Raw genomic sequence first — 20,103 nt, 5'->3', positions numbered from 1 at the left:
TCTTTAAGCCAGATCAGAAGTTCACGCCGAAGCTGAGGGCGAGGAAGTCGCGGTCGGTCAGGGTGTTGTAGTCGCCGCCAAAAAAGTCGGTGTAGCTCAGGCTCGCGGTGTAGGTGTTGCGGTAGTCCGCGTCCACGCCGACGCTGATGGCCTTGGAGCCTTCGTTGAAAATGCCGTTGGGGCCATAGCCGCTGACGTCATGGGACCAGGACAGGTTGGGCTTGAGGTTCACCCCGGCAAACACGTTGTTGTAGTCAAGGATGGCCCGGGCGCGATAACCCCAGGAGTTGGCCGTGACGAAACCGTCGGTATCGCCCTGAAACCCGTAGGCGCCGTACACCGAGTCGCGGCCGTAGCGCAGTTGGGATTTGTCTTCCAGCCCACCGACGTGCACGAACGCCGCCTCGCCCACCAACGTCAGGCGTGAGGCGCCCAGTACCTGGTCGAAGAATTGGGTCATGGTGCTCTGGATCTGGGTGATTTCCTTGCGGCGGTAACCGGCGTTGTCCGAGCCGAACGAACTGCGGATTGGCGAGGCGGTGTTGCCGGAGATCGGGTTGACCAGCGCCAGGGTCAGGTCGGTGGTGTTGAGCTGCACCGGCGCATTCGGCCGGTAACTGATTTCGCCGGTCCATGCCGTGCCGGTAGGCAAGGTGGTGGAGAAGCTCGCGCCATACAGGCGGATGTCTTCCGGGTAATCGAGGTAGTACTGGCCACGCCCGAGCATGGTGCTTTGAGCCAGGCCTGCGCCGGAGCCGGGTGCGATGGCATTGGCAGTGGCGGCAATACGCCCGATGGTGGCCAGGCTGGTGTTAGCGGTGAGGGTACCCACGGTGGGCGTGCGGCTGTGGTAATTCATGAAGTACAGGCCGTACTCGGTGTCATCGCCGAGCCAGCGCAAGGCCGCGCCGAACTGGCCGCCATCGCGCGCCTCGCGGTCCTTGGCACGCTGCACCACCACGCCTTCACGGGTGACCTGAAAGCCCTGGCCGAAGGCCGCCGCCACCGGTTGCAGCGGCGCAATCGCCGGGCTGCCGACGGTGTAGTTGTTGTTGCAGCCGTGGGCAGCCACATCGCCACCAAAAAAGGTGCCGCAGTTATCCAGTACGGTGTTTTCCCAGTTCAGTTGGTAGAACCCTTCAACGGATAACTGGTTGGTCAGACTTTGGGAAGCGAACAGCATGTTGACCGGAATCAGGCCTTCCTTGATTTCGGCGCCCGGACGGCGAAACGCGGAGACGTCGATGGGGTTGATGCTGTTGATCGAGTTACCGATAAACGTACTCTCACCCCAGCTCACCACCTGCTTGCCCACGCGCACGTTGCCCGGCTGGTCGCCGATGGAATAGTTGTGATAGACGAAGGCGTCGAGCAGCTCGTAGCCGGACGAGCGCGCTCCCTCGTCGCGGTGGTTATTGCTGATTTGTTTGAATTCGCGGTCTTCGTCCTGCAACTCGAAGTCGTACCAGTACTTGCCGCGCACAAACACGCCGCTGTCGCCGTACTTGAGCTCCAGGTCGTGAATGCCTTTGAAGATTTTCGAGAAGGTCTCGCCTTTCTTGAAGTTCAACCGCCCGTCATCCCCGGTGGACGCCTGCCCGGTGCCGCCGTTGGGAGTGCCCACCAGCTTCTTGTCGGCGTCGCGCATGCCCCAACTGGCGCCGACCGACAGCGAAGAATCGAATTGCCCTTCGATCTCGCCAATGTTGAACGACACAGCCTGCGCCTGGGCACAGCACCCCAGCGCAACCGCCGCAGCGAGCGCCTGTGGCGTGAAGATGGCGCGCATTGTTGTTTTTGTCATGCGTCTTCCCCGGTGAGTGACAGAAGGCCCCACCCTACTGCCGCCTTTCGGGAGGGATAAGCGCACCAAGGAGGTATTCGTGTTGTCGCTCGAAAGGATTAACAGGCCCTCTGGCCGGGGTTTGGGCGGGGCCATGGACCGGATAGATGAACCGGTATCAGGAGAATGGATAGCGCGTGCTTGAACGCGCATTGCCACGCGGTGCACGGGAACGATCGTTACGGATTATGCAACAGTCCTTGTCCTGAACTGCTATTACTCATTTTGTTACAAGCGGCTATTCTTGCCGGGCTTTCAGGGCAAATGGCCCGCTGGCACAACTGCCGGAAAAGTCTGATTCCAATAGATTGATCCATTTTTCAATCTATTACCGCTGTTCACTGACGTTGATTTGTCGCTCCTTGATCCAACGTCTTACTTCGGCCGCTGCCTTTGCAGCGGCCTTTTTTATGCCTGAAATAAAACGGGGCGCCATCAGCGCCCCGCAGGATTCAACACCGTTCAAGCAACGATCAGAGGCTGAATTTCTGCAAGTTGGCCATCATCTCCTTCAACGCTTCGATGGTGTCCTTGGGGTGAGCCGCGCCTTCAAAATCGCAGATCTGCGCCCAATGCGCCGCCACGTCATCCGGCGAGAAACCCGCCTCAGGGTCAAACCCCACACCGAGGCTGCGTTCCCAGCGAGTCTTGCCGATCCAGCCACCGCCCACTTCAAACAGCCCTGAAGTTTCCTGGCAGGCTTCGCTGCCCAGGAACACCACCAGCGGGCTGACCAGTTCCGGCTTGAGGCGTTCGAACACCTGCGGCGGGATCAGGCCTTCGGTCATGCGCGTGCCGCCAGTGGGGGCGATGGCGTTGACCAGGATGTTGTTCTTGCGCCCTTCCAACGCCAGGGTGCGGGTTAAACCATACAGGCCAAGCTTGGCCATGCCGTAGTTGGACTGGCCGAAGTTGCCGTAGATGCCCGAGGTGGACGCGGTAAAAATCACCCGGCCATAACCCTGCTCGCGCAGGTGTGGCCAGGCAGCGCGGGTGACTTTGTACGCGCCTTCGACATGCACCCGGTAAACCAGGTCCCAGTCGCCGTCTTCCATTTTGTGGAAGGTCTTGTCGCGCAGGATGCCGGCGTTGTTGACCACAACGTCGATGCGACCGAACACGTCGAGGGCGTTCTGCACGATCTTGTCACCGTCGGTGACGGAATCGTGGTTGGCTTCGGCAATGCCGCCTGCCTCACGGATTTCAGCCACTACGCGGTCAGCCGCCGAGGCATTGGCGCCCTCGCCCTGGGTGGAACCGCCAAGGTCGTTGACCAGCACTTTGGCCCCGTGCCTGGCGAACAGCAGCGCATGGGCACGGCCCAACCCGCCGCCGGCACCGGTGACGATCACGACCTTATCCTTGAACTGCACTGACTCACTCATACCGAACTCCGCTGGCGACAATGGGAATGGGGTGAGTGTCAGGCACACAGGCGTTGGTCACAATAAAGTCGGCCGAGGCTGAATGGTGCTTGATAAGGCAGCGGGATGATTGGGTGGGAGCCGCAATCAGGCATCACAAACACGCCAACTCCCTCACAGGCCCCGCGATCCGCTCGCGAAACGCCAGGTAATGCTTGAGCACCAGCACCGGCGCTTCAATCTGCGGGTAGTGGCCGATGTTCGCCAGCAACACTGTATCGGGATGCGGCACCAGCTCGTGATAACGCTCAACCATGTGCGCACCGGAGATGGGATCAACCTCGCCATCGATCACCCGCAACGGCACTTCGCCGCGCTGCATGGCGGCCACCCAACGCTCACGCATCCGCCGGCGCTGCGGGATGTAGTTGATAAGTTTATGCAGGATGCGCGTCCCGTCGTTGCAGTTGATCAAACTCCAGAAATCATCCAGCGCGCTCTCGCTGGGCCGCGTATTCGGGCCGAAAATCTGGCTGAAGCTGTCCGATAACGCAGTACGCCTGAAGGCGCGTCCGATCATCCAGCCCAGCGGGCTGAGCAACAGTTTTTGCACCAGCACCGAACGATGGGTTTCAGGAAACAGCCCCCCATTCAGGAACACACAGCTGGCCATCTGAAAGCGACCCTCGTAATGGCGCGCCAACAACTCCTGAGCCACGCTGTCGCCGTAGTCATGGGCCAACACATGCACCGGCTGCTCCACGCGCAGGTGCTCGAGCAGCGCCTGTTGCAGGTCGGCCTGTTCCAGCAGGCAATAGTCGTGATCCACCGGCTTGGCCGACGCGCCGAAACCGAGCATGTCGCAGGCGATCACCAGGTTGCGCTGGGCCAGGGGTTGCCACAGGTAATGCCAGTCCCAACTGGCCGTGGGGAAGCCATGGATCAACAGCAGCGGCTCGCCCTGCCCGGCCACCCAGTAGCGAATGGTGCGACCACGAAAGACGAACGCCTGGCTGCGTTTGCGCCAGGCTCTGAGCGGGATTTCGGCGAGTGGCATCAGCTTTTATACCCGGGGTCTTGGCTGTCCAATTTACGCAGCAACGCCGGCCAGGCCAGCGCGCCTCCCATACCTTGAGTACTCTTTGTGACAGCTGCCACCATTGCTCTGGCGCCGGCAAGAATCTGCGGCTCGATGGCGATCAACGCTGCCCCACCGTTCTGCGCCAGCACCTGGATATCGCAGGTGCGCTGGAAGGTGAACATCATCAGGAAGGTATCGGCGATGGTGCCGCCGCAGGTCAACAGCCCGTGGTTGTGCAGCATCAGGAAATTGTTGTCGCCAAGGTCCGCCTGCAGGCGCGCCTTTTCTTCAGGGTTCAGCGCCACGCCTTCGTAGGCGTGATACGCCAGGCTCGACAAGACAAAAATGGATTGCTGGCTGATGGGCAGCACGCCCTGCTTCTGCGCGGAAACGGCGACGCCGGACGCCGTGTGGGTGTGGATCACGCACGTCACGTCGTGGCGCACTTCATGGATAGCGCTGTGGATGGTGTAGCCCGCCGGGTTGATCTCGTAGGGGCTGTCCATCAGTTTGTTGCCGGCCTGATCGACCTTGACCAGGCTCGATGCGGTGATCTCGTGAAACATCAGCCCGTAGGGGTTGATCAGGAAATCATCGGTGCCCGGCACCTTGGCCGAGATGTGCGTGAAGATCAGGTCGTCCCAACCGTGCAACGCCACCAGGCGATAGCACGCGGCAAGGTCGACACGCGCCTGCCACTCGGCTGCGCTGACCTGATCTTTGACATTCTGTGACGACAGGATGGGGGCTAGACTCACGGCAACGACCTCCTTGGTGCTCGTTCTTATTGTTTTTTTGAGTGAGAGGTCAGTCTAGACAGGCGCCGTCACGCAAAGTAGTCGCCTTCGCAGCCAGCTTGATGACTGAGCGAGTCATCCATGAGCGTAGTCCATATAACGTCAGAGAAGCGCCGCCAATAAAGGCGCGGCGAACAGGTTGAGCAAGCCCGTCAACACCATCACCAAGCCCGCGACCGAGCCCTCTTCGCTGCCCACTTCCCGCGCGCGGCTGACACCCGCGCCGTGTGCGCCCACGCCAAACAACGCGCCGCGTGCCAGCGGCGTACGCAAGGGCAGCCACTTGAGCAACACGCCGCCCAGCATGGCGCCAAACACACCGGTGAACATCACGAACACGGCCGTGAGTTCCGGCACGCCGCCGAGGTCGGACGACACCGGCATGGCAAATGGCGTGGTGATCGAGCGCGGCACCAGCGACATCGTCACCGAACTGTCCAGCGCCAACGCCTTGGCCAGGCCGAACGAGGTGGCGATGGACACCGCGCTGCCGGCAATCATGCCCAGCAGCAAGGCTGACCAGTGGCGCGCCAGCAAGCGTCGTTGTTGCCAGATCGGCACGGCAAACGCCACGGTGACAGGGCCCAGTACCAGCATCAGCCAGTGGGTGTCGGTGGCGTATTCGGCGTAGGCGGTTTTCATCGGCACGGCGACGGCCAGCAACAGCGCCGGGACCAGAATCAGCGGCGAGAGCAGGTAGCGCCCGGTACGCAGGTAGATCCAGCGGCTGAAGAGGTAAGCGCCCAGGGTCAGGGCGAGCCAGAACACCGGCATCAGCTCAAGCTTCATGGCGCAGCTTCCAGCGGCAGACGAGTTCCACGGTGAACGCCGTGACCAGCATCACCGAGAGCGTGCTGAGGCCGATCACCAGCATGATGCGCCAGCCCTCAGTGCGCACCAGGCCACCGTAATCGAGCAGGCTCATCAGCGCCGGGATAAAAAACAACAGCATCTCGGCCATCAATACGCCTGCGCCCAACTCCAGTGCCGCAGGCTTGACCAGACCGCTGGCGAACGCCGCCAACAACATGCCCAGCCCCACCACGCCACCAGGTATCGGCCAGGCCAGCCAGGCGGCCAGTTGGCAGCCGAGTAGATAAATAGCCAGCAGCACGACCAGTTCCATCAGCAGGCGGCCAAGGTGTTGGAGGGTGAGACGTTTCATAAGCTATGGCTCCTCGCAGGCGCCCAGTTTAAAGAGGCCGCCCCCATACCCACAGCGAATTGTTAGACTGCCAGCTATTCCAAACTGGAATCATGTCGATGGAATTCAAACAGCTGCGCAGCTTTGTCGAAGTCATCCACCGTGGTGGTTTTACCCAAGCGGGCAAAACCCTGCACATCAGCCAGTCCGCCGTCAGCAAACAGGTGGCGCAACTGGAGCAAAGCCTGGGCACGCCCTTGCTGGAGCGCGCGGGCTCACAGATTCGCCTGACCGCCGCCGGTGAGGTGGTGTTGCAGCGCGCTGAGGCCATGCTGCGGCTGCAGACCGAGTTGCTCAGCGAGTTGGATGACATGAGGCAACTCACCCGTGGCGAGCTGCGCCTGGGCTTGCCGTTGCTGGCCGGCGATACGCTGTTCGCCGGGCTGTACGCCGAGTACCGCAGGCGTTACCCCAATGTGACTATCCAACTGCTGGAAGGCGGCAGCCGCAATATTGAGCAGGCGATTTTGAGCGGTGAGCTGGAGGTGGGCGGCAGCCTGATGCCCAATAATCCGGCCTTCGCCTGGCAAGCCTTCTGCGATGAGCCGCTGGATGCCTTGCTGCCGATGGACCATCCCCTGGCGCAAAACGCACAGGTACGCCTGGAGGAATTGGCGGACACGCCGTTCCTGATGTACCAGCGCAGTTTTGTGCTCAACGACCGCTTGATGCAGGCCTGTCAGCAATTGGGCTTCACGCCGAAGGAAATCGGGCGCAGCGGCCAGGCGGATTTTCTGGTCGCGCTGGTCGCCGCCGGGCAAGGCGTGGTGCTGCTGCCCAGCGTGGTCGCGCGGGGTTTGATGCGCCCCGGTGTGGTACGCCTCACGCTCAAGGCACCGGAATACTTGCGCTGGGACATTGCCTTTATCTGGCGCGAGGGCGCCTATCTGTCGAAAGCCGCCCAAGCCTGGCTGGCATTGCTGCGCGAGTTTCCGGTCAACCGCGCAGTGCAGTAACCAGGTCAGCCAGCCACGGCTCGGCATCGGACTCCGGGGTGACGCTTTCGCTGGCGTCCAGGCGCAGCATCGGCAGCACTTCACGCACGCCCAGCTCACCGAACAATTCGCGCATCTGTTCGCCACCGCCGCAGAAGGTGTCGCCGTAGCTCGCATCGCCCAGGCCGATCACGGCGCCCGGCAGGCCACGCCAGGCGGCGGGCAACTGGTCGCGAATCATCGAATAAAGCGGTTGCAGGTTGTCAGGCAGCTCGCCCATGCCGGTGGTCGACGTCACCGCCAGAAACGCCTCCGGGGCGAAGGCCTGCACGTCAGCCAGGGTAGCGCGCGGGTTGTGCCAGGCTTCAAAACCGGCCGCGTTGAGGATACCGGCGGCGTGGCGGGCGACTTCTTCAGCCGTGCCGTACACCGAGCCGGAAAGGATGGCGACTTTCATCAATCTGATCCTGTGGTTGAGCGAAAGCGTGGGATATTAGCAGCTGACGCAAATATTTCAGCGCGCTCGGCGCAACATTCAATAGTTGCCATACACTCCAAGCGCCGACACATGCCATGGACCGCTTTATGATTAACGCCACGCTGATGCAAATCGTCATCAACGCTTCCAACGACGGCATCGTCGTTGCCGAACGAGAAGGCCGGGACAAGCCGGTGATCTACGTCAACCCAGCCTTCGAGCGAATGACCGGTTACACCTTGGACGACATCTTGTATCAGGACTGCCGTTTTCTGCAGTCCGGTGATCGCGACCAGGTCGCGTTGGCCGCCATTCGTGAAGCCCTCGACAAGGGCGGTTCCTGCCGGCAAACCCTGCGTAATTACCGCAAGGACGGCACGCACTTCTGGAACGAACTGTCGCTTTCGACGGTTTATAACGAGGCGGACAAGCAGACGTACTTCGTCGGCGTGCAAAAAGACGTCACCACACAGGTGAAGGCTCAACAACGCGTGGCCCAGCTGGAAGCCCAGGTGGCAGAGCTGCAAGAGCAACTGGCAGCCCTGCAAGCGGCGAGTGCAATTAACAAGTTGTAGAAAATTCGGCCTTTACAGCGATAATGGCTTTTTAATGCCCCAGCCTTGAGCTACGTCAATGCACCGCGACACTCTCTTGACACAGGACGAACTGGATTTCATCCAGGACATGCAGCACAACCCGCAGCTTAACGTGCGGGATGCGTGGTCGAGCCTGACCGTCAACGGCGGTGCACAGATTCGCGATTTGCTCACCCGGCTCGCCGCTCACGACCACGTCACCATTCAAGCCCAGTTCGATAACCAGCAGCTCACCTTCCCGCTGCATTTGGTGGAAGACGAGTTTCATGCGGTGCATTTGCGGTTGGGCGTGCCGAGCATTTTCGAAGACGGGCCGATGATTCGGCCCTGGCGCCTGGCGCTGGAAACGCCGGTGGCCCTGGAGAACGTCAGGGGCAACCCGGCGGCGCTGTGGGTGCATGAGGTGTCATTCAAGGGCGTGCTGATCGAGATTCGCGGCCGGATCAAGGCGCCAAAAACCTTTTCCCTGTGGTTCAGCCCGTCCGGCTACGAGCGTATTGCACTGCGCGGCACGCTGGAGCGGGAAACTGCGCGGGGCTTGTTTGCCTACCGCCTGAGCCAGAGTGACTCCGATGAAATCGAGCGGCTGCGCCAGTTCATCCTGCACCAGCATCGTTTGGTGCACCCGCACGTCCATGCCTGAAATCAGGTATCCAGTTAGCCATTCAGACACTGCTGCAAACGGCGCTGCATTAACCGTGCGTCGTTGCCCAGGCAGCCAATCGACGAACCCGCCAGGCTGTCTTCTGCCAGGTCCGACGCATCCCCGGCCAGCAGTAACGGGCAATCCAGTGTCATTGCCAGGCGTTTAAGCCGCGTCGGCAACTCGCTGACAGGGGCTCGATTGGAAAACAGCACAAGCGCTTGCGGCCGGGTCTTTTCACAGACCAGCGTCAACTCATCGAACGGCTGGCCAACCCCCAACACTTTGACGGCGAGCTTTTCGCTGCCGATCAATAAACCCGCAACCAGTAATTCCAGCTCACGGCACTCCCCGACGATGGCAGCCAACAACACCCGCGGTGTCGCCGAAGCGCAGGCCATTTGCAGACGATAGGCGGTACGCGAGCGCAGAAAGTTGTCGAAGAACAGCCACTCGCTGGCCTGGCCGAAGCCGCCGTGATGGCGCAACAGTTGCTGCCACAGCGGCATCAGGATGTCTTGAAACACCACGGCCGTTGAGTACGCAGAGAAAATCTGGCCGTACAACCGGTCCAGTTGGCGGTCATCAAATGCGTTGATCGCCAGGCGCAATCGCGTTTGCCACTGCTGCCACTCCAGTTCGGTATCAATACGCGATGCCGTTGGCGATTCGCTGTGCAATTCATCACGTGCGAGGATCTTGCCCACCTTGCTCACCGACACGCCGCGTTCGATCCAGTCGAGAATACGGTGCACGGTGTCGATATCGGCGCTTGAATACAGCCGATGCCCACTTTCGGTGCGCGTGGGCTGAATGAGTCCATAACGGCGCTCCCAGGCACGCAATGTGACGGGGTTTACGCCGGTCAGACGGGAAACCTCGCGAATCGGAAAGAGCTGTTCAGCGTCGATGACACTGTCATGCGTCTTTTCACGCCGGGGAGCAATAATTTCGGGCATCAGAGATCGGATACGCTGGAGTCGGATTGGGTGCTATTTAGCGCAGTTTCCGGCCCTCCATTCAAGGTCCAACGCCAATCGACGGATGCCGCTGGCGTAATTTCTCAAAACAGGAATAATCCTTGCCTGTTTTTTCCACGTCGCTGCAACACCCCGCAGCGTCGTTCGTGCGCCACCTATCCGGTTCAGCGCACCCGTCTTATATGGAGATACACAATGTCTACCTCCCCCGTCACTTTGATGGTTGCGCGCCGCGTGGCAAAAGGGCGCTACGAAGAGCTGATGGCCTGGCTGCGCGAAGGCGAGCAATTGGCCACTGACTTCCCCGGCTATTTGGGTTCCGGTGTGCTGGCTCCGCCGCCCCATGACGATGAATTTCAGATTATCTTCCGCTTCGCCGACGAAAAAACCCTGCATGCCTGGGAGTTCTCTGCCTCGCGCAGTGCCTGGTTGAGCCGTGGCAGCGAGTTGTTTGCCGACCCGTCCGAGCACCGCGTCAGTGGCATCGATGGCTGGTTTGGCGCAGCAGGCGTACGCCCGCCGCGCTGGAAACAGGCGGTGGCAATCTGGCTGGCGTTTTTCCCGGTGTCGCTGCTGTTTAACTTCGGTCTGGGTTCATTGCTTAACGAACTGGACCTGTTCAGCCGCGTACTGGTGAGCACCCTGGCACTCACGCCGCTGATGGTTTACTGCTTCATCCCGCTGTCCACTCACCTGTTGGCGAGCTGGCTGCACCCTGCGCCACCACCGGCCAAGGTTGCCGAAGCCGCCGCTTGAGTACAGGGCCGCATGTCGCTGGTATAGTTTCCACCTGCCAGCGACGTGAGCCTCCCATGACTGCAACAGACGCCCCGATCCTGATCACCGGTGCCGGCCAGCGTGTCGGCCTGCACTGCGCCGAGCGCTTGCTCGACGAGGGCTACGCGGTGATTTTCAGCTACCGCAGCGAGCGCCCAGGCGTTGAAGCCCTGCGCAAGCGCGGCGCGGTCGGTGTGTTTGCCGACTTCTCCAGCGAAGCAGGAATTCTCGCGTTCATTGCGACGCTTAACACCCGGACCGACAGCCTGCGCGCGATCATCCACAATGCCTCGGCGTGGGTCGCAGAAACGCCGGGCGACGAAAGCCGTGCGTTCTGTGACATGTTCAGCGTGCATATGCTTGCGCCTTACCTGATCAACCTGCATTGTTCACCCTTGCTGAAACGCTCAACACCCGCCGATATCGTGCATATCAGCGACGACGTGGTGCGCAAGGGCAGCCGCCAGCACATTGCCTACTGCGCCACCAAGGCCGGGCTCGACAGCCTCACGTTATCGTTTGCTGCGCAATTCGCGCCGCTGATCAAGGTCAACGGCATTGCCCCGGCGATGGTGATGTTTAATGAAGGCGATGACGCGGCTTACCGCGCCAACGTCCTGGCCAAGGCGGCACTGGGCATCGAGCCAGGGCCCGAAGTGATCTACCAGAGCGTGCGTTACCTGCTGGACAACCCCTATGTCACCGGTACCACCCTGACCGTCAACGGCGGGCGGCATATCAAGTAAGCCGTTTGTGAGGATGTTGTATGACCTTGTCCCTGCCCCAACACTACCGCGAAATCCTCAAGGGCCTGGGCGAAGACCCGGAACGCGAAGGCCTGCTCGACACCCCCAAGCGTGCTGCCAAAGCCATGCAGTACCTGTGTCATGGCTACGAGCAAAACCTGGATGAAATCGTCAACGGCGCGCTGTTTGCGTCCGACAATGACGAGATGGTGATCCTCAAGGACATCGAACTGTATTCGCTGTGCGAGCACCACCTGCTGCCCTTTATCGGCAAGGCCCACGTGGCCTATATTCCGACCGGCAAAGTGCTGGGCCTGTCGAAGCTGGCGCGCATTGTCGACATGTACGCACGGCGCCTGCAGATCCAGGAAAACCTCACGCGGCAGATCGCCGACGCGATCCAGCAGGTCACCCAGGCCGATGGCGTCGCGGTGGTGATCGAAGCCAGGCACATGTGCATGATGATGCGCGGTGTGGAAAAACAGAATTCAACCATGAACACCTCGGTGATGCTCGGCGCGTTCCGCGAGTCGAACACCACGCGCATGGAGTTCCTGCAACTGATCGGACGGAGCAAGTAGCAATGCCACAACTTCAACCAGGCATGGCGCGCATCCGGGTCAAGGACCTTTGCCTGCGCACCTTTATCGGCATCAACGAGGACGAGATCCTCAACAAGCAGGATGTGCTGATCAACCTGACCATCCTGTATGCCGCCCAGGAAGCCGTGCGCGACAACGATATCGACCACGCGCTGAACTACCGCACCATCACCAAGGCGATCATTGCTCACGTCGAAGGCAATCGCTTCGCCCTGCTGGAGCGCCTGACCCAGGAATTGCTCGACCTGGTGATGAGCAACGAGTCGGTGCTGTACGCCGAAGTCGAAGTGGACAAACCCCACGCGCTGCGCTTTGCCGAATCAGTTTCAATTACCCTGGCGGCCAGCCGCTAACCCCGAATTTTCAGTGAGCCTTATGAACGATCAACAACGCCTCGAACTCGAAGCCGCCGCCTTCCGCCGACTGGTGGCGCACCTGGACAGCCGCAAGGACGTGCAGAACATTGACCTGATGAACCTCTCCGGTTTCTGCCGTAACTGCCTATCCAAGTGGTACAAGGCCGAGGCCGACGAACGCCAGATCGAGCTGAGCCTCGATGACGCCCGTGAAGTGGTGTACGGCATGCCGTACGCCGAGTGGAAAGCTCAATACCAGAGAGAAGCCAGCGCCGACCAACAGGCCGCGTTCGCCAAAGGAAAAACCCATGACTGACCTGAACACCCTGCGCGCCAGCCTCAACAGCGGCGAACACGCGTTTGCCGAGACCTTGGCTTTTGTGGCTGCTGGTTACGCGTATCAGCCGCAAGCTTTCACTAACGGCGATGTAGAGAATGCTGCCGGGCAAAACGAAGGCTCGTGCAAGACGCTGGGCCTGGCGTTGCTGGAAGGGTTGAGTGACCAGGAAGCGTTGCTGGCGTTTGGTGAGCATTACCGCTCTGTCGTGGCAACGCCGGAAGGCACAGACCACGCCAATATCCGCGCGCTGATTGCGCATGGTTTGGCCGGTGTGAAATTCACCGCACAGCCCCTGACCCGCCGCTGATTCAATTTGCAATACGGTCACTGTGGTTCCGGGCTTGCCTGCGTGGGGGTTGTTCCTGTTCCACCGCTATCGCAGGCAAGCCAGCTCCCACATTTGAACTGCGGCGCTGATTAAATTGTGGACATAAAAAAACCGGCCTCTCAGCCGGTTTTTTTTTTTCAACGGTTTAGAACGAAGCGTCCTTCAACCCGTCGAGGTAACGCTCGGCATCCAGGGCCGCCATGCAACCGGCGCCGGCCGAGGTGATGGCCTGGCGGTACACGTGGTCAGCCACGTCACCGGCAGCAAAAATGCCTTCGATGTTGGTCGCAGTCGCGTTGCCTTCACGGCCGCCCTGCACCACCAGATAACCGTCTTTGGCTTCCAGCACGCCTTCGAACAGCGAGGTGTTCGGGGTGTGGCCGATGGCGATGAATACGCCGTCAACGGTCAGCTCGTCGAAGCTGCCATCGTTGTTTTTCAGGCGAGCACCGGTCACGCCCATGTTGTCACCCAGGACTTCGTCCAGGGTGGCGTTGAGCTTGAGGATGATCTTGCCTTCAGCGACACGGGCGTGCAGCTTGTCGATCAGGATTTTCTCGGCGCGGAAGGTTTCGCGGCGGTGAACCAGGGTCACGGTGCTGGCGATGTTGGCCAGGTACAGCGCCTCTTCCACGGCCGTGTTGCCGCCACCGACTACAGCGACGGGCTTGTTGCGATAGAAGAAACCGTCGCAGGTCGCGCAGGCGGAAACGCCTTTGCCCATGAACGCTTCTTCCGACGGCAGGCCCAGGTAACGGGCGCTGGCGCCAGTGGCGATGATCAGCGCGTCACAGGTGTAGACGCCGCTGTCGCCGGTCAGGCTGTAAGGCTTCTTGGAGAAATCGACCTTGTTGATGTGGTCAAAGACGATCTCGGTCTCAAAGCGCTCGGCGTGTTCTTTCATGCGTTCCATCAGCACCGGGCCGGTCAGGCCGTGGACGTCGCCCGGCCAGTTGTCGACTTCGGTGGTGGTGGTCAATTGACCGCCCGCCTGCATGCCAGTGATCAGCAGCGGCTTGAGGTTGGCCCGGGCAGCGTAGACGGCAGCGCTGTAACCGGCAGGGCCGGAACCGAGAATAATCACTCGCGAATGACGGGTATCAGACATGACTCACTCCTATCGACCGCCCGGACAACAAGGCGGCTGGAATAAAAAAGGACCGCGAAACACTTGGGGAAGTGCTTGAACTCGCAGGCCCTGAAAAATAATGGGTGCAGCGTATCGAGGGGGGCAAGATTAAGGAAATACGCAATAACAATCCAGCTCATAGGCGGTCTCTATGCCGTCGGCCTCATTAATCGAAGCCATTGTTACCGTTGATGTCGCCGCTTCCACCGCCAAGGCAAAGCCGGTAAGGTCTGCGCGTTCGCCCATTGCTCGGAGTTTTCCATGCCTGCCCCTGCTCTTTCCGGCCCGCAATACCTGCGCGAAGGTCTCAAACTGGTGTTGAGCCCTGGCCTGCGCGCGTTTGTGCTGCTGCCGCTGGCGATCAACCTGATGCTGTTCGTCGGCTTGATCTATTTCGCCGGCCACCAGTTCAGCCTGTGGGTCGACCACTTGATGCCGACGCTGCCGAGTTGGCTGAGCTTTTTGAATTACCTGCTGTGGCCATTGTTTGTGGTGCTGGTGGTGCTGATGGTGTTTTTTACCTTCACCATGCTGGCCAATATCATCGCGGCGCCGTTCAACGGCTTTCTCTCGGAGAAAGTTGAAGTGGTGGTGCGTGGCACCGACGACTTCCCGGCGTTCAGCTGGGGCGAATTGATCGCCATGGTGCCGCGTACTTTGTCCCGGGAAATGCGCAAGCTGGGCTACTTCCTGCCACGGGCCATCGGCCTGTTTATCCTGTCGTTCATTCCAGTGGTCAACCTGATCGCGGCGCCGCTGTGGCTGCTGTTTGGCGTGTGGATGATGGCGATCCAGTACATCGACTACCCGGCGGACAACCACAAGCTGGGCTGGAACGAAATGCTCGCCTGGCTGCGCCAGAAGCGCTGGCAAAGCATGAGCTTTGGCGGCATCGTTTACCTGGTGTTGCTGGTGCCGGTGGTGAACCTGCTGATGATGCCGGCGGCCGTTGCTGGCGCCACCTTGTTCTGGGTGCGTGAGCAAGGGGCCGAGGCGATGACACGGCAGGCTATCGCCAAGTCATAAATCCATCATCCCGATGACACAATGACGACATGGCCCACAGTGACACTGTGGGTCATGACGACAGCCTCGCTCCACATCACCCTGATCACCGAAACCTTCCCGCCAGAGATCAACGGGGTGGCCAATACCCTTGGCCGCCTGTGTGACGGCTTGCGCGCACGCGGCCATCAGGTCGAACTGGTGCGCCCGCGACAGGGTGTCGATCAGAGCCGCCCCAGCGATGACGGCTTGCTGCTGTGCCGCGGCTGGCCGCTACCGGGTTACCCGGGCCTGCAATGGGGCCAGTCGTCGATGCACAAATTAATGCGACGCTGGACCCGTCAGCGCCCGGACGTGCTGTATATCGCCACGGAAGGGCCGCTGGGCTTGTCCGCCTTGCGCGCGGCACGGCGCCTGGGAATAGGCGTGGTCAGTGGGTTTCACACCAACTTTCAGCAGTATTCGAACCAATACGGCTTGAGCATGCTGAGCCGTCTGGTGACCCACTATTTGCGTTGGTTCCACAACCGCTCGACCTTGACCCTGGTGCCGAGCACGAGCCAGCGCCTGGAGCTGGAGCGGCGCAGTTTCGAGCGTCTGGGCATGTTGTCCCGCGGGGTCGACAGCCAATTGTTTCACCCGGCCAAGCGCGATCACGCGCTGCGTGAAAGCTGGGCGTTGAACAGTGAGCAAATCGCTGTGCTGCATGTGGGAAGACTGGCCCAGGAAAAGAACCTGGGGCTGCTTAAACGCTGCTTCGAGACCTTGCAACACACCTATCCCCAGCGCCAGATGAAACTGATCATCGTCGGCGATGGCCCGCAGCGATCGATGCTGGAGAAGGAGTTGCCGGAGGCGATTTTCTGCGGCACGTTGCGCGGTGAAGAGCTGGCACGGCATTACGCCTCGGGCGACGTGTTCCTGTTCCCCAGCCTGACTGAAACCTTCGGCAACGTGGTGCTGGAAGCCATGGCTTCGGGTTTGGGTGTGGTCGCCTACGACCAGGCGGCTGCGACCCAGCATATTCGCCATGGCTACAACGGCGTGCTGGCGATGCCGGGGGATGAGGGGGCTTTTTGCGATGCGGCCAACTGGCTGCTGGAAGACGCGGAAGGCTTGCGCCGCATGCGCTTGAATGCTCGCCAACATGCGAGCCGCCAGGGTTGGCCGGCGATTATCGAGCAGTTTGAACGGCAGTTGCGTGGAGTGTGCAAGGACGGGCACCCGGTGCCCGTCCTGTCGCCCCTTACACCAGGGTCGTCAACGCCTCACGACTGAAGGGCAGGATGTCGCCTTCACGCCCTTCACGCACTTTCACCGCCCAATCCGGATCTACCAGCAGGGCACGGCCCACGGCAACCAGGTCGAACTCGTCGTTGTTCAGGCGCTCCAGCAGTTTTTCCAGGCTGGCCGGTTGCGCGACCTTGTCGGTATTGACCATGAACTGCAGGAACTCGCCGTCCAGGCCGACGCTGCCGACGGTGATGGTCGGCTTGCCAGTGAGCTGACGGGCCCAGCCGGCCAGGTTGAGGTCGGAACCTTCGAATTCAGGCTCCCAGAAACGGCGGGTGGAGCAGTGGAAAATATCCACACCGGCGTCAGACAAAGGCTTGAGGAATTCACCCAAGGCTTGCGGGGTTTGCACCAGGCGCGCGGTGTAGTCTTGCTGCTTCCATTGGGAGAATCGGAAAATGATCGGGAAGTCCGGGCCGACAGCGGCGCGGGTGGCCTGGATCAGCTCGATGGCAAAACGCGAACGGTTGGCCAGGCTGCCGCCGTATTCGTCGGTGCGCTGGTTAGTGCCTTCCCAGAAAAACTGATCGACCAGGTAGCCGTGGGCGCCGTGAATCTCGACGCCGTCCATGCCAATGCTTTGGGCATCCTTGGCAGCTTGGGCGAAGGCGTTGATCACGTCTTTGATGTCTTGGGTGGTCATGCCGTGGACGACAACAGTGCCGTCCTTGAGTTTTTCCATCGGGCCGTAGGCCGGCACGCTGGCGTCCGGTTCAGTGCCGATACGGCGCACACTGCCCACGTGCCACAGCTGCGGGACGATCTTGCCGCCTTCGGCGTGCACCGCGTCGACCACTTTCTTCCAGCCGGCCAGCGCGGCCTCACCGTAGAAATGCGGAACATTCGGGTAACCGTTGGACGCCGGATGGCCCACTACGGTGCCTTCGGTGATGATCAGGCCCACGCCCGCCGCGGCGCGGCGGCGGTAGTACTCAATGACCTTGGAGTTGGGCACGCCACCTGGGGAGAACGAGCGGGTCATCGGCGCCATGACCACGCGGGTCGACAGTTGCAGTGCGCCGAGCTGGAAGGGTTTGAACAAAGCTTGGACAGACATGGGGGCACTCCACGGAAGAGGGTTTATGATGCGGATAATATGGTGTGCGCAGCGTGCTTGATAGCACTATTGATCTGGGTGATTAAGGGGTAAAAGCAGGAAAGCCCGGTTGGCACTGACTTGTGGAGAGCGGGCTAATTGTGGCGAGCGGGCTTGCCCCGCGTTGGGGCGCGAAGCGGCCCCGAAAGCATGCACCTTGGAGTGTCTGAAGAACCGTGGTGGGTTTATTGGGGCTGCTTCGCAGCCCAACGCGGGGCAAGCCCGCTCGCCACAACAAGCCAGATTGCCACAGCAGGCTCGCTTGCCAAAGCAGGCCCGCTGCCGCGGCAAATCCGCGAATCAGGCCAGGGCTTTTTCGATGGCCTGGATGATGGTGGGATCATCCGGGGCAGTGCGGGGTGAGAAACGCGCCAGCACCCGGCCGTCCTTGCCCAGCAGGAATTTCTCGAAGTTCCAGGTGATGTCTCCGGGAAACTCGGCGCCCTCGCCCGCCAGCAGGCGGTAGAGCTGGTGGCGATCAGGGCCATTCACGTCGAGCTTGCTGCCCAGCGGGAACGTTACGCCATAATTCAGGCTGCAAAACGCCTGGATCTCTTCCTCGGTGCCCGGCTCCTGGCCGGCAAACTGGTTGCACGGCAGGCCCAGCACGGTAAAGCCCTTGTTCTTGTATTGCTGGTAGAGGGTTTCCAGCGCCGCGTATTGCGGGGTCAAGCCACATTTGGAGGCCACGTTGACCACCAGCATAACTTGCCCCTTGAAGGGCGCCAGCGGCAGCTCATGACCGTCTAAAGCTTTGAGTTTCAGGTCGTGGAAAGCACTCATGACGAACTCCAGATATCCCATGTTCTTCGCATTGCGGCCTGTCGAGATTACAGACCACAAGCCTGCAATCATAGACGCCGAGTGAAAAACTCGCCCACCGGTTACTGCGCGGTTGGCCAAGGCAAAATAGGAATTGCAGTCACGGCGTTCTGTGGGCTGCCTTCGATCAAACGGTCGCTGTAGACCAGGTAAACCAAAGTGTTGCGCTTCTTGTCGAGGAAACGCACCACCTGCATGGTCTTGAACACCAGCGACGTGCGCTCCTTGAACACTTCGTCGCCGTCCTTGAGTTCGCCCTTGAAGTGGATCGGACCTACCTGACGGCAGGCAATCGAGGCTTCAGCGCGGTCTTCAGCCAACCCAAGGCCGCCTTTAACGCCGCCGGTCTTGGCGCGCGACAGGTAGCAGGTCACGCCGTCAACCTTGGGGTCATCAAACGCTTCGACCACAATCCGGTCGTTGGGGCCGACAAACTTGAACACGGTCGACACCTGGGCAATCTCTTCAGCCGACGCCAGCACGGGCATCGCTAACAGCAGTCCGAGCACTAACTTCAATGAACGCATGGTTTATTCCCTTTGTTTTCAGACCAGGATCAGGTTGTCGCGATGAACCAGTTCCGGTTCCGCCATATAACCCAATAGTCCGACAATCGCTTCTGAGGATTGTCCAATGATTTTCTGCGCTTCAAGGGCGCTGTAGTTGGCCAGGCCACGGGCAATTTCACGGCCGTCGGGCGCTACGCACACCACCATTTCGCCACGGCGGAAGCTGCCCTGCACCAACTTGACGCCCACCGGCAGCAGGCTCTTGTGGCCCTGAGACAGCGCAGACACAGCGCCGGCGTCCAGCACCAGAGTGCCGCGGGTTTGCAGATGACCGGCCAGCCATTGTTTGCGCGCCGCGAGCATGCCGCGTTCCGGCGACAGCAGCGTTCCGATGCGTTCACCCGCCTTGAGGCGATCCAGCACGCGCTCGAGGCGCCCGCCGACGATGATGGTGTGCGCACCGGAGCGGGCCGCCAAACGTGCTGCACGCAGCTTGGTCTGCATACCGCCACGGCCCAGGGCGCCGCCCACACTGCCGGCCACGGCGTCCAGCGCCGGGTCATCGGCGCGCGCCTCATAAATAAGCTGGGCTTGGGGGTTATTGCGCGGGTCGGCGTCGAACATGCCGTCGCGGTCGGTGAGGATCACCAACAGGTCGGCTTCGACCAGGTTGGCCACCAGCGCTGCGAGGGTGTCGTTGTCGCCGAAACGGATTTCGTCGGTGACCACCGTGTCGTTTTCGTTGATCACCGGGATGACCTTCAGCTCCACCAATGCGCGCAAGGTACTGCGGGCGTTAAGGTAGCGCTTGCGGTCGGACAAGTCGTCGTGGGTCAGCAGAATCTGCGCAGTGTGGCGGCCGTGCTCGGCAAAGCTGGATTCCCAGGCTTGCACCAGGCCCATCTGGCCGATGGCGGCGGCGGCTTGCAGCTCGTGCATCGCGCTGGGTCGCGCGGTCCAGCCGAGGCGGCTCATGCCGGCCGCAACAGCCCCGGACGATACCAGCACCAATTCCACACCGGCCTCATGCAAAGCCACCATCTGCTCAACCCAGACGCTCATGGCTGCGCGATCCAGACCTTTGCCATCCGCCGTCAACAGCGCACTTCCGATCTTTACGACCCAGCGCTGCGCACCTGTCACTTTGCTCCGCATCATCTTCAACCTTAGAGTGAGGGC

At 60.8% G+C, this 20,103-nt stretch carries 24 protein-coding genes; 11 read left to right on the top strand and 13 right to left on the bottom strand.

The features are described 5' to 3' along the window. Nucleotides 1–13: 13 nt before the first annotated feature. The 6 genes from ACP7A2_RS06955 to ACP7A2_RS06930 form a co-directional block, all read right to left on the bottom strand. Nucleotides 14–1,789 carry a DUF1302 domain-containing protein gene (locus ACP7A2_RS06955; RefSeq protein ID WP_426133700.1) on the bottom strand — a complete coding sequence of 592 codons (1,776 nt, stop codon included), beginning with the start codon at nt 1,787–1,789 and terminating at the stop codon, nt 14–16. A 527-nt stretch (nt 1,790–2,316) separates the two neighbouring features. Beyond that, entirely contained in the window at nt 2,317–3,228 is a 912-nt protein-coding gene (locus tag ACP7A2_RS06950) for an SDR family oxidoreductase (RefSeq protein ID WP_348060021.1), read from the bottom strand. A gap of 133 nt (nt 3,229–3,361) precedes the next feature. Next, a complete protein-coding gene (locus ACP7A2_RS06945) occupies nt 3,362–4,264 on the bottom strand; it encodes an alpha/beta fold hydrolase (protein ID WP_426133617.1) in 903 nt (300 codons plus the stop codon). Then, the gene (locus tag ACP7A2_RS06940) at nt 4,264–5,046 is read right to left on the bottom strand and encodes a class II aldolase/adducin family protein (RefSeq protein ID WP_426133616.1); all 783 of its coding nucleotides are present in this window, start codon (nt 5,044–5,046) and stop codon (nt 4,264–4,266) included. The genes ACP7A2_RS06945 and ACP7A2_RS06940 overlap by 1 nt, the downstream gene beginning before the upstream one ends. 141 nt (nt 5,047–5,187) lie before the next feature. Continuing rightward, nucleotides 5,188–5,874 carry an LrgB family protein gene (locus tag ACP7A2_RS06935; RefSeq protein WP_426133615.1) on the bottom strand — a complete coding sequence of 229 codons (687 nt, stop codon included), beginning with the start codon at nt 5,872–5,874 and terminating at the stop codon, nt 5,188–5,190. Continuing rightward, the gene (locus tag ACP7A2_RS06930) at nt 5,864–6,250 is read right to left on the bottom strand and encodes a CidA/LrgA family protein (RefSeq protein WP_426133614.1); all 387 of its coding nucleotides are present in this window, start codon (nt 6,248–6,250) and stop codon (nt 5,864–5,866) included. The genes ACP7A2_RS06935 and ACP7A2_RS06930 overlap by 11 nt, the downstream gene beginning before the upstream one ends. A gap of 98 nt (nt 6,251–6,348) precedes the next feature. Between ACP7A2_RS06930 and ACP7A2_RS06925 the strand changes: the two genes are divergently transcribed. Beyond that, nucleotides 6,349–7,245, top strand: coding sequence for a LysR family transcriptional regulator (locus tag ACP7A2_RS06925; protein WP_426133613.1), 897 nt, complete (start codon nt 6,349–6,351; stop codon nt 7,243–7,245). Here ACP7A2_RS06925 and ACP7A2_RS06920 read toward each other — a convergent pair. Continuing rightward, on the bottom strand, nt 7,226–7,681 hold the full coding sequence (locus tag ACP7A2_RS06920; RefSeq protein ID WP_426133612.1) for a flavodoxin: 456 nt from the start codon (nt 7,679–7,681) through the stop codon (nt 7,226–7,228). The two genes, ACP7A2_RS06925 and ACP7A2_RS06920, sit on opposite strands and share 20 nt — an antisense overlap. Before the next feature lie 128 nt (nt 7,682–7,809). On the opposite strand from ACP7A2_RS06920, the gene ACP7A2_RS06915 reads away from it, so the two are divergent. Together ACP7A2_RS06915 and ACP7A2_RS06910 are read left to right on the top strand one after the other, a co-directional pair. Beyond that, on the top strand, nt 7,810–8,277 hold the full coding sequence (locus ACP7A2_RS06915; RefSeq protein ID WP_426133611.1) for a PAS domain-containing protein: 468 nt from the start codon (nt 7,810–7,812) through the stop codon (nt 8,275–8,277). Between the two features lie 58 nt (nt 8,278–8,335). Next, a complete protein-coding gene (locus ACP7A2_RS06910) occupies nt 8,336–8,941 on the top strand; it encodes a hypothetical protein (protein WP_426133610.1) in 606 nt (201 codons plus the stop codon). A 14-nt stretch (nt 8,942–8,955) separates the two neighbouring features. On the opposite strand, the gene ACP7A2_RS06905 is transcribed toward ACP7A2_RS06910, so the two are convergent. Continuing rightward, nucleotides 8,956–9,900 carry a MerR family transcriptional regulator gene (locus tag ACP7A2_RS06905; RefSeq protein WP_426133609.1) on the bottom strand — a complete coding sequence of 315 codons (945 nt, stop codon included), beginning with the start codon at nt 9,898–9,900 and terminating at the stop codon, nt 8,956–8,958. Between the two features lie 216 nt (nt 9,901–10,116). Here ACP7A2_RS06905 and ACP7A2_RS06900 point away from each other — a divergent pair, with 216 nt between their 5' ends. The 6 genes from ACP7A2_RS06900 to ACP7A2_RS06875 are packed head-to-tail and all read left to right on the top strand — an operon-like array spanning nt 10,117 to nt 13,049. Further along, a complete protein-coding gene (locus ACP7A2_RS06900; RefSeq protein WP_426133608.1) occupies nt 10,117–10,677 on the top strand; it encodes an antibiotic biosynthesis monooxygenase in 561 nt (186 codons plus the stop codon). Between the two features lie 56 nt (nt 10,678–10,733). Next, on the top strand, nt 10,734–11,444 hold the full coding sequence (gene folM / locus ACP7A2_RS06895) for a dihydromonapterin reductase (protein ID WP_426133607.1): 711 nt from the start codon (nt 10,734–10,736) through the stop codon (nt 11,442–11,444). Between the two features lie 20 nt (nt 11,445–11,464). After that, on the top strand, nt 11,465–12,025 hold the full coding sequence (gene folE / locus ACP7A2_RS06890; protein ID WP_426133606.1) for a GTP cyclohydrolase I FolE: 561 nt from the start codon (nt 11,465–11,467) through the stop codon (nt 12,023–12,025). Nucleotides 12,026–12,027: 2 nt separating this feature from the next. Next, nucleotides 12,028–12,399 carry a dihydroneopterin triphosphate 2'-epimerase gene (gene folX / locus ACP7A2_RS06885; RefSeq protein ID WP_003194073.1) on the top strand — a complete coding sequence of 124 codons (372 nt, stop codon included), beginning with the start codon at nt 12,028–12,030 and terminating at the stop codon, nt 12,397–12,399. 22 nt (nt 12,400–12,421) lie between these two features. Then, nucleotides 12,422–12,718: a DUF1244 domain-containing protein gene (locus ACP7A2_RS06880; RefSeq protein WP_426133605.1), complete on the top strand. Its 297-nt coding sequence runs from the start codon at nt 12,422–12,424 to the stop codon at nt 12,716–12,718. Continuing rightward, nucleotides 12,711–13,049 carry a HopJ type III effector protein gene (locus ACP7A2_RS06875; protein ID WP_426133604.1) on the top strand — a complete coding sequence of 113 codons (339 nt, stop codon included), beginning with the start codon at nt 12,711–12,713 and terminating at the stop codon, nt 13,047–13,049. Before ACP7A2_RS06880 ends, ACP7A2_RS06875 begins: the two co-directional genes overlap by 8 nt. 166 nt (nt 13,050–13,215) lie before the next feature. Here ACP7A2_RS06875 and trxB read toward each other — a convergent pair whose 3' ends face one another. Continuing rightward, nucleotides 13,216–14,178 (bottom strand): thioredoxin-disulfide reductase, encoded by a 963-nt coding sequence (trxB, locus tag ACP7A2_RS06870; RefSeq protein WP_065885058.1) that lies wholly within the window; start codon nt 14,176–14,178, stop codon nt 13,216–13,218. Nucleotides 14,179–14,460: 282 nt separating this feature from the next. Here trxB and cysZ point away from each other — a divergent pair, with 282 nt between their 5' ends. Further along, nucleotides 14,461–15,225 (top strand): sulfate transporter CysZ, encoded by a 765-nt coding sequence (gene cysZ, locus ACP7A2_RS06865; protein ID WP_426133603.1) that lies wholly within the window; start codon nt 14,461–14,463, stop codon nt 15,223–15,225. Nucleotides 15,226–15,279: 54 nt separating this feature from the next. Beyond that, a complete protein-coding gene (locus tag ACP7A2_RS06860; protein WP_426133602.1) occupies nt 15,280–16,482 on the top strand; it encodes a glycosyltransferase family 4 protein in 1,203 nt (400 codons plus the stop codon). Here ACP7A2_RS06860 and ACP7A2_RS06855 read toward each other — a convergent pair. The 4 genes from ACP7A2_RS06855 to proB all read right to left on the bottom strand — a co-directional run bounded on the left by ACP7A2_RS06855 (nt 16,451) and on the right by proB (nt 20,079). Next, nucleotides 16,451–17,554, bottom strand: a complete 1,104-nt coding sequence (locus tag ACP7A2_RS06855) for an NADH:flavin oxidoreductase (protein ID WP_426133601.1) — start codon at nt 17,552–17,554, stop codon at nt 16,451–16,453. The genes ACP7A2_RS06860 and ACP7A2_RS06855 overlap by 32 nt on opposite strands. Before the next feature lie 339 nt (nt 17,555–17,893). Continuing rightward, nucleotides 17,894–18,376 carry a glutathione peroxidase gene (locus tag ACP7A2_RS06850; protein WP_426133600.1) on the bottom strand — a complete coding sequence of 161 codons (483 nt, stop codon included), beginning with the start codon at nt 18,374–18,376 and terminating at the stop codon, nt 17,894–17,896. A 101-nt stretch (nt 18,377–18,477) separates the two neighbouring features. Beyond that, on the bottom strand, nt 18,478–18,942 hold the full coding sequence (locus ACP7A2_RS06845) for a CreA family protein (protein WP_426133599.1): 465 nt from the start codon (nt 18,940–18,942) through the stop codon (nt 18,478–18,480). 18 nt (nt 18,943–18,960) lie between these two features. Continuing rightward, entirely contained in the window at nt 18,961–20,079 is a 1,119-nt protein-coding gene (gene proB / locus ACP7A2_RS06840; protein WP_426133598.1) for a glutamate 5-kinase, read from the bottom strand. Nucleotides 20,080–20,103: the final 24 nt, after the last annotated feature.

It is taken from the genome of Pseudomonas sp. PWP3-1b2, assembly GCF_049896045.1.
In the GTDB taxonomy this organism is placed as follows: domain Bacteria; phylum Pseudomonadota; class Gammaproteobacteria; order Pseudomonadales; family Pseudomonadaceae; genus Aquipseudomonas; species Aquipseudomonas antarctica_B.
This window is presented reverse-complemented; position numbering and strand designations above follow the sequence as displayed.